This is a genomic window from Pseudonocardia kujensis (genome assembly GCF_021283305.1).
GTDB lineage: Bacteria > Actinomycetota > Actinomycetes > Mycobacteriales > Pseudonocardiaceae > Pseudonocardia > Pseudonocardia kujensis.
The window spans coordinates 23,514-31,275 of sequence record NZ_JAJSOK010000083.1; the positions used below are offsets into that span (position 1 = coordinate 23,514).

At 74.9% G+C, this 7,762-nt stretch carries 6 protein-coding genes; 3 read left to right on the plus strand and 3 right to left on the minus strand.

Annotated features, from left to right (window positions below; translation table 11 throughout):
- Positions 1-11: 11 nt before the first annotated feature.
- From LWC35_RS34385 to LWC35_RS34395, 3 genes are all read right to left on the minus strand, one after another.
- Positions 12-1,217 carry a hypothetical protein gene (locus tag LWC35_RS34385; protein WP_232874675.1) on the minus strand — a complete coding sequence of 402 codons (1,206 nt, stop codon included), beginning with the start codon at positions 1,215-1,217 and terminating at the stop codon, positions 12-14.
- An 80-nt stretch (positions 1,218-1,297) separates the two neighbouring features.
- The gene (aspS, locus tag LWC35_RS34390) at positions 1,298-3,145 is read right to left on the minus strand and encodes an aspartate--tRNA ligase (protein WP_232874676.1); all 1,848 of its coding nucleotides are present in this window, start codon (positions 3,143-3,145) and stop codon (positions 1,298-1,300) included.
- Between the two features lie 99 nt (positions 3,146-3,244).
- Positions 3,245-4,315 carry an Rv2578c family radical SAM protein gene (locus LWC35_RS34395; RefSeq protein ID WP_232874677.1) on the minus strand — a complete coding sequence of 357 codons (1,071 nt, stop codon included), beginning with the start codon at positions 4,313-4,315 and terminating at the stop codon, positions 3,245-3,247.
- Between the two features lie 84 nt (positions 4,316-4,399).
- Between LWC35_RS34395 and LWC35_RS34400 the strand changes: the two genes are divergently transcribed.
- The 3 genes from LWC35_RS34400 to LWC35_RS34410 all read left to right on the plus strand — a co-directional run.
- A complete protein-coding gene (locus tag LWC35_RS34400; protein WP_232874678.1) occupies positions 4,400-4,924 on the plus strand; it encodes a gluconokinase in 525 nt (174 codons plus the stop codon).
- Complete coding sequence (locus LWC35_RS34405) at positions 4,921-6,396, plus strand: GntT/GntP/DsdX family permease (protein WP_232874679.1); 1,476 nt, start codon at positions 4,921-4,923, stop codon at positions 6,394-6,396. Before LWC35_RS34400 ends, LWC35_RS34405 begins: the two co-directional genes overlap by 4 nt.
- A 46-nt stretch (positions 6,397-6,442) precedes the next feature.
- A partial coding sequence (locus LWC35_RS34410) for a YibE/F family protein (RefSeq protein ID WP_232874680.1) occupies positions 6,443-7,762 on the plus strand: 1,320 nt, incomplete at its 3' end.

Sequence of the window (7,762 nt, forward strand, 5' to 3'; positions counted from 1 at the left end):
CTTTCGGGCCCTCAGACCAGGCTGCGGAAGGCGGGGTAGAGCGGGAGCCGCCCGGCGCCGTTGTCCGAAGGGTCGTCGAACCGGCGCTGCAGGGCCGTGGCCATCTCGTCGGCCAGGTCGACGGTGGCCGGCCGCCCGCCCTCCGCGGCGGCGCCCGCGAGGCGCCGCCAGTAGTCCGCCAGCGCGGCACTGATCCGGGGGGACCGGCCGGGGTCGATCCCGATCCGCGTCTCGCCGGCCACGACCCGCGGCAGCAGCCACCAGGTGCACAGCCAGACCCACAGCAGCTGGGCGTCGAGCAGGCGGGCCCGCAGCAGCGCCGGGTCGTCGAGGTCCGGCCACACCGTGGCGATCTCGTTGCGCCAGGCCTCGAGCATCGCGTCGGCCATCCCGTCGGGCAGCGCGAAGCTCGACTCGCAGGCCGGGAACGGCACCCGGAAGTAGGCGGCGTCGAGCGCGACGTCGCGGAAGCAGCCCCACTCGAAGTCGACGAACCGGACCCCGCGGCTGGTCACGAGGTTGTTGTCCGGGCAGGTGTCCGACGGGCTGAACGCCCGGTAACGGGTCCCGCCCAGCAGCCGCGCGGTCTCCCGCGCCTCCGTCTCGGCGGCCGCGCTCACCGTCACGCCCAGCACCCCGGCGACCAGCTCGGGCACCCCCGCGAAGGCCGCGCGCGCCTCGTCGGCCCCCGGGTCCCGCCGCGCCTTCTCCCCCAGCCGACGCAGCAGCGCGCCGAAGTCGTTCTCCCGGCCGGCGGTGGCCGCCTGCATGCGCCCGAGCGCCCGCGCCCAGCTCAGCAGGCACCGCTGCGCGGCAACGGGATCGGGCGCGAACAGCATGTCGGCCAGGGTGGAGCTGCGGCCCAGGTCCTCCAGCACCAGCAACCGGGCCCCCGGGTCGTGCGCGATGAGCACCGGGCTGGGCCGGGCGTCGGCCGGGAGCGCGGTGAACAGCTGGCAGCTCGCGACCTCGAAGTGGAACGGGTCCGGCCGGTTCACGTCGGGCTCGCCGACGTACTGCTTCACCACGAGGGTGCGCGGCAGCGAGAAGGGGTTGCGCGCCACCCGGGCACGCGCCACCACCGACCGTTCGCTGCCACCGAGGTCCTCGGGGTCCGCGAGGACCACGGTGGCCCCGGCACGCCGGGTGAGCAGGCGTTCCGCCGCGGCCAACGCGGTGAGCACGGGCCTGGGGAAGTCGGCCAGGTCACGTGACATCACCGTCGACCCTACCCCGACGACAGCGCCCGGCCGGCGTCCCTGCGCCGCCGGGAGCGTCGCGCCACGAGGCGCCGGGCTCAGGCCCCGCCGCCCTCCGTGTCCTTCTCCGCGTCCTTCTCCGCGGCCTTCACGTCGGCCTGCGCGCCGGCGGGTGCCGCCGGCTTCGGCGGCACGGCGTCGACCCCGGCCTCCTTGCGCTGCTCCGGGGTGATCGGGGCGGGCGCCGCGGTGAGCGGGTCGTAGCCGCCGCCGGTCTTCGGGAAGGCGATGACCTCGCGGATCGAGTCCTCCCCGGCGAGCAGCGCGGTGATCCGGTCCCAGCCGAACGCGATGCCGCCGTGCGGGGGCGGGCCGTAGGCGAAGGCGTCGAGCAGGAAGCCGAACTTCTCCTGCGCCTCCTCCTCGGACAGGCCCATGATCTCGAAGACCCGCTTCTGGACGTCCGCCCGGTGGATACGGATGGAGCCGCCACCGATCTCGTTGCCGTTGCAGACGATGTCGTAGGCGTAGGCCAGCGCGTTGCCCGGGTCGGACTCGAACTTGTCGATCCAGTCCGGGGTCGGCGAGGTGAAGGCGTGGTGCAGGGCCGTCCACTTGCCGTGCCCGACGGCCACGTCGTCCGTCTCGTCGGCCGCCTCGAACAGGGGGAAGTCGACGACCCAGACGAAGGACCAGGCGCTCTCGTCCAGCTGTCCGGTGCGCCGGGCGATCTCGCCGCGAGCGGCGCCGAGCAGGGCGCGGGCCTCGTTCGGCCGGCCGGCGGCGAAGAAGATGCAGTCGCCGGGCTCCGCACCGACGGCGGCCGGCAGCCCCTCGCGCTCCTCCTCCGACAGGTTCTTGGTGACCGGGCCCTTCTCCGACACGGTCCCGTCCTCGTCGACCAGCACGTACGCGAGGCCGCGGGCGCCGCGCTGCTTGGCCCACTCCTGCCAGGCGTCGAGCTGCTTGCGGGGCTGGGACGCCCCGCCCGGCATGACGACCGCGCCGACGTACGGGTTCTGGAACACCCGGAAGCCGGTGTTGGCGAAGTACTCGGTGAGCTCGGTGAGCTCGATGTCGAAGCGCAGGTCCGGCTTGTCCGAGCCGTAGCGGCTCATGGCCTCGGCGTAGCTGATCCGCCGGATCGGACGCGGGAGCTCGTGGCCGATCAGCCCCCACAGGGCGGCGAGGATCTCCTCGGACAGGGCGATGACGTCGTCCTGCTCGACGAAGCTCATCTCGATGTCGAGCTGGGTGAACTCGGGCTGCCGGTCGGCGCGGAAGTCCTCGTCCCGGTAGCAGCGCGCGATCTGGTAGTAGCGCTCCATGCCCGCGACCATGAGCAGCTGCTTGAACAGCTGCGGGCTCTGCGGCAGCGCGTACCAGGAGCCGGGCTTGAGCCGCGCCGGCACGAGGAAGTCCCGGGCGCCCTCGGGCGTGGAGCGGGTCAGCGTGGGCGTCTCGATCTCGACGAAGTCGTGCCCGTCGAGCACGGTGCGCGCGGCCTTGTTCACGGCGCTGCGCAGCTTGATCGCCGCGGCCGGCTCCGGGCGGCGCAGGTCGAGGTAGCGGTACTTGAGCCGGACCTCCTCGCCGACGCCGGTGTGCTCGTCGATCGGGAAGGGCAGCGGCGCGGACTCGGAGAGCACGACGAGGTCGGTGACCGTGACCTCGATGGCGCCGGTGGGCAGCTCGGGGTTCTCATTGCCCGCCGGCCGCGCGACCACCTCGCCGGTCACCTGCAGGCAGAACTCGGAGCGCAGCCGGTGCGCGCGCTCGGCCATCTCGCCCTCGCGGAACACGATCTGGGCCGTGCCCGAGCTGTCCCGCAGGTCGACGAAGATCACGCCGCCGTGATCGCGGCGACGGGCCACCCATCCGGCGAGGGTCACGGTCTGGCCGGCGTGCTCGGCACGCAGGGTGCCGACGGGGTGGGTTCGCATCACGGTCGGCAAGGCTATCCGCCCACACCGGGCGCCGTTCCACCAGGTTTCCGCGCCGGCGCACGGACGGCGCTCCCGGGCAGCGGGTCCCCTCCCCGCCGATCAGAGCAGGGTGAGCTGCTCGACGACCGGGGCCGCGAGGTGCTCGGCGGGCGGGGCCTGGTCCGCCACGCCCGAGGCCGGGAACCCCCCGGTGCCCGTCGAGGTGCGCTGCACCCCCGAGGTGCGGTCCAGCCCGTGCCGGCGCAGCAGCGGGCGGACCCGCTCGGCCAGGGCCCGCCGGTAGTCCGGATCCACGTATGCCCCGCGCCGGTAGAGCCGCTCGTAGGCCGGCACCAATGCCGGGTACTCCCGTGCGAGCCAACCCATGAACCACTCCCGAGTCCCCGGCCGCAGGTGCAGGGCCAGCACGCTCACCCCGGAGGCGCCGGCCGCCCGGAGGCGCTCCAGCAGGGCATCGAGCGCCTCGGCGGAGTCGGTGAGCAGCGGGAGCACGGGCGCGACCATCACGCCGCAGTCCAGCCCGGCGTCGGTGATCCGCTTCACCAGGTCGAGCCGGGCAGGCGGCGACGGCGTGCCGGGCTCGAGCCGGGACTGCAGCGCCCGGTCGGCGAGCGCGAGCGAGACCCCGAGACCGACCGGCACCTCACGCGCCGCGGCGGCGAGATCGGGCAGGTCGCGGCCGAGCACGGTGCCCTTGGTGAGGATCGAGAAGGGTGTGCCCGAGGCCGCGAGCGCCCGGATGACCTCCGGCATCAGCCGGTACCGGCCCTCGGCGCGCTGGTACGGGTCGGTGTTGGTGCCCATCGCCACCGGCTCGCGGGCCCACCGCGGGCGGGCCAGCTCGCGCGCCAGGACCCGCCCGACGTTCACCTTCACGACGATCTGGGAGTCGAAGTCCGCCCCCGCGTCGAGGTCGAGGTAGGTGTGGGTGTTGCGCGCGAAGCAGTAGACGCAGGCGTGCGAGCAGCCGCGGTACGGGTTCACGGTCCAGCGGAACGGCATCGGCGAGCTCCCCGGCACCCGGTTCAGCGCCGACTTCGCCTCCACCTCGTGGAACACCGTGCCGGCGAACTCCGGCGTGCGCACCGAGCGCAGCAGGCCCCGCAGGCCCGGGAGGGCCGCCGCCTCGCCCACGCCGTCCGTCAGCACCTGCTGCCCGCTCCATCGCATCCGTCAAGTCGAACACACGTTCGAGCCCGCCGCAAGTTCCCCGCCCATCCGGCAGGATCCGCCGCCGTCCGCGAGGCTGCCCTCATGACGGGGAAGACGACGACGCTCGTCGTGATGGGGGTGTCGGGGGCCGGCAAGTCCACGGTCGCGGAGGAGCTCGTGCGGCGGACCGGCTGGGCGTTCGCCGAGGGCGACGACCTGCACCCCGAGGAGAACCGGCGGAAGATGGCCGCCGGCCACCCGCTGACCGACGAGGACCGGTGGCCGTGGCTGCGCCGGGTGGCCGACTGGATCGGGGAGCAGGAGGCCGCGGGCCGCGACGCCGTCGTCACCTGCTCGGCGTTGCGCCGCCGGTACCGGGACGTGCTCGTCGACGGGCACCCGTCCGTCCGGTTCGTGCACCTGCAGGCGTCGACCGACGCGCTCGCGTCGCGGCTGGCCGTCCGCCAGGGCCACTACATGCCGCCCTCGCTGCTGGACAGCCAGCTCGACACGCTCGAACCGCTGGAACCCGGTGAGCCGGGCATCGCGGTGAGCGGCGAGGGCGATCCCGACGCCGTCGTCGACCGCGTGCTCGCCGAGCTGACCCCCGCCGGAGGTGCCTCATGACCCCGCTCGCCGTCGTCCTGGCCCAGAGCCAGCAGACCGCCCCTGCCGTCGGCGCCACGCAGCTGGTGGTCGCCGCCCTCCTCGGCATCGCGGTGATCGTCCTGCTGATCACGTGGCTGCACGTGCACCCGTTCCTCGCCCTCATCGCCGGCGCCGCGGTGCTCGGCATCGTGGGCGGGCTGGGCCCGGAGAAGACGATCAAGAGCTTCACCAACGGCGTGGGCTCCACCGTCGGTTCCGTCGGCGTGCTGATCGCGTTGGGCGCCATGATCGGCGGCCTGCTGCGGGACACCGGCGGCGCGGACCGGGTGGTCGAGGCCGTGACCCGGCGGGTCGGGCCGCGCGGCATGCCGTGGGCGCTCGCCGGCGTGGCCGCGTTGATCGGCATCCCGCTGTTCTTCGAGGTCGGCGTGGTGCTGCTGGTCCCGGTCGTGGTGCTGGTGGCCGCGCGCACCCGCAGCTCGGTGATCCGGATCGGCATCCCGGCACTGGCCGGCCTCTCGGTCCTGCACGGGCTCGTCCCGCCGCACCCCGGCCCGCTCGTCGCGATCGACGCCCTCAAGGCCGACCTCGGGCTGACGCTGCTGTTCGGGCTCATCGTCGCGATCCCCACCGTGATCGTCGCGGGCCCGCTGTTCGGGCGGCTCGCCTCGCGCTGGGTCCCGCTCTCCCCGCCCTCGCAGGGCGAGGCCGCGGCGGTGGCCGGGAACGCCGGCGGCACCCGGGACGACGGCGAGCGCTCCGGCCCGGGCGGGCCGACCGGAACGGGCGCGGGCCGGGTCGCGGCGGCCGAGCGGACGGGGCGGCAGGTGCGCGTGGGGGCCGCGGTCGCGGTGATGCTCACGCCCGTGGTCCTCATGCTGATCCGCGCGATCGCCGAGGTGACGCTGCCCGACGGCAACCCCGTGCGGTCCGCGCTGGAGGTCATCGGCGAGCCGATCGTGGCCCTCCTCGTGGGGGTCGTGGTCGCGATGCTCGCGCTCGGCGTGCCCTCCGGGATGAGCCGGCGGGGGCTGACCGACTCGGTCGGCGGCGCGCTGCCCGCCATCGCCGGGATCCTGCTGATCGTCGCCGCGGGCGGCGGGTTCAAGCAGACCCTGGTCGACGCCGGACTCGGCACCCTGATCGGGCAGTGGGCGGCCGCGGCGTCGCTCTCGCCGCTGATCCTGGGCTGGCTGGTCGCCGTCGCGATCCGGGTGGCGACGGGCTCGGCCACGGTCGCCACCATCACCGCGGCCGGCATCGTCGCGCCCCTGGCGGCCGGGTTGTCGCAGGCGACCGTGGCGCTGCTCGCCCTGGCCGTCGGGGCGGGATCGCTCTTCTTCTCGCACGTCAACGACGCCGGGTTCTGGCTGGTCAAGGAGTACTTCGGGCTCACGGTCGGGCAGACGATCAAGAGCTGGTCGGTGATGGAGACCATCATCTCGGTGGTCGGCCTGCTGCTCGTGCTGCTGGTCTCGGTGTTCGTGTAGGGAGGGCGGTGCCCGGGCCCCGGCGCCGACGGGCGAGGATGCCGGGGTGGCCCGGTCCGACCCGTCGTCCGACAGCGGGCGGCACCGTGCGCCCGCCCGGGCCACCGATCAGGAAACCGGCCAGGACGCCGGCCGGGACACCGGCCGGGACACCGCCGCGGGAGCCGCCGGGCACACCGCCCGGACCCCGCGCCGGACCCCGGGCCGGGCCCCGCACCGGTCCACTGCCCGGATCCCGCCCGAGACGGACGCGGAGCGCACCACCCCGCTCGCGCCCGTGCGGGCCGGACCGGCTCCGGCGGCCTCCGCACCACCCGAACCGGGCGGCGCGCAGCCGGTCCGCCATGGGCACGGCCACGGGCACGGGCACGGGCACGGGCACGGGCCTGCGTCCCCCGCGAGCCGGCGCGTCCGGCTGCTGCTGGTCGGGCTGCTCGTGCCGTGCGCGCTGGCCACGCTCGTCGGGCTGGTGCTGCTGTGGCCGAGCGGCCCGCTGCCCACCGGCACCCAGCCCGTCCAGCAGGTCTTCGACGCCGAGGTGGTCGCCGCTCAGGCCGCCGACAGCTCCCCCGGCTCGGGCGACGGCGGCTGCGCGGGCCTGACGCTGCGGATGGACGGCGGCCCGCTGCCCGGCCGCGACCTCGTGCAGGTCGTCCCGGTCGAGCCGTCGACGCCGCGGTTCGCCGTCGGGGACCGGGTCCGGGTGGCCTGGTCGGGCGGTGCGGCGACCGACCCCGGCTCCTACCAGGTCGTCGACTTCCAGCGCTCCGGCCCGCTGGTCGCCCTGACGGTCGCGTTCGCGCTGGCCGTGCTCCTGCTGGGCCGGTGGCGCGGGCTCGCGGCGCTCGTGGCACTCGGGATGAGCCTCGTCGTGCTGGTGCTGTTCGTGCTGCCGGCGATCCTGGGCGGGGCGAGCCCGGTGTGGGTGGCGGTGGTCGGCGCCTGCCTGATCATGTTCGTGGTCCTGTACCTCACCCACGGCCTCTCCGCCCGGACGTCCACGGCCGTGCTCGGCACGCTGGCGTCGCTCGGCCTGATCGCGCTGCTCAGCGCGGTGTTCTCGGCGCTGGCCCGGCTCACCGGGCTCGACGACACCACCGCCAGCCTCATCGCCACGCTCGGGGCACCGGTCGACGCCCGGGGGCTGCTGCTCGCGGGGATCGTGATCGGTGCGCTCGGTGTGCTCGACGACGTCACGGTCACCCAGACCAGCGCCGTGTGGGAGCTGCGGGCGGCGAACCCGGCGCTGGGCGCCCGTGCCCTGTTCGCCGCCGGGATGCGGATCGGGCGGGACCACGTGTCGTCTGCGGTCAACACCCTCGTGCTGGCCTACGCGGGTGCCTCGCTGCCGCTGATGCTGCTGTTC